The 468-nt window shown below is 44.9% G+C and carries 1 protein-coding gene; it reads left to right on the top strand.

Going from position 1 to position 468, the window contains the following annotated elements; translation table 11 throughout:
- Window positions 1-88: 88 nt before the first annotated feature.
- The coding region (locus tag A3735_RS09620; protein ID WP_369820521.1) for an NAD(P)H-dependent oxidoreductase at window positions 89-468 on the top strand (380 nt) is incomplete at its 3' end.

Raw genomic sequence — 468 nt, 5'->3', positions numbered from 1 at the left:
GACCGCCTCCAAAAAACTTCTAATCGTCGCTCATGCGCCATCCCCGAACTTGATTAAGCTAGTAGATGCGACAATCAAAGGAGCATCAGTGGAGAACTTCACAGGGATCGAAGTAAACTACCTAAAACCTTTGGACACTCAATCTAGCGACATAATTTCCGCAGATGCGATCATAATTGGAACTACCGAAAACCTTGGCTATATGTCGGGCCTAATCAAGGATGTTTTTGATCGTTGTTACTATGACTGTCTAGAAACAACTCAAGGTAAGCCATTTGCGTATTTTATTCGTGCAGGCCACGATGGAACTGGAACCAAAAGAGCCATAGATACCATCACAACAGGTTTAAGGTGGAGACTGATAAAAGAGCCATTGCTTTGCAAAGGCCCATTTCAGGAGGAGTTCGTATCTCAATGTGAAGAGCTTGGCTTGTTCGTCGCCGCCAGCTTGGATGCAGGCATCATTTG

The organism is Oleiphilus sp. HI0061 (assembly GCF_001635675.1).
This window is presented reverse-complemented; position numbering and strand designations above follow the sequence as displayed.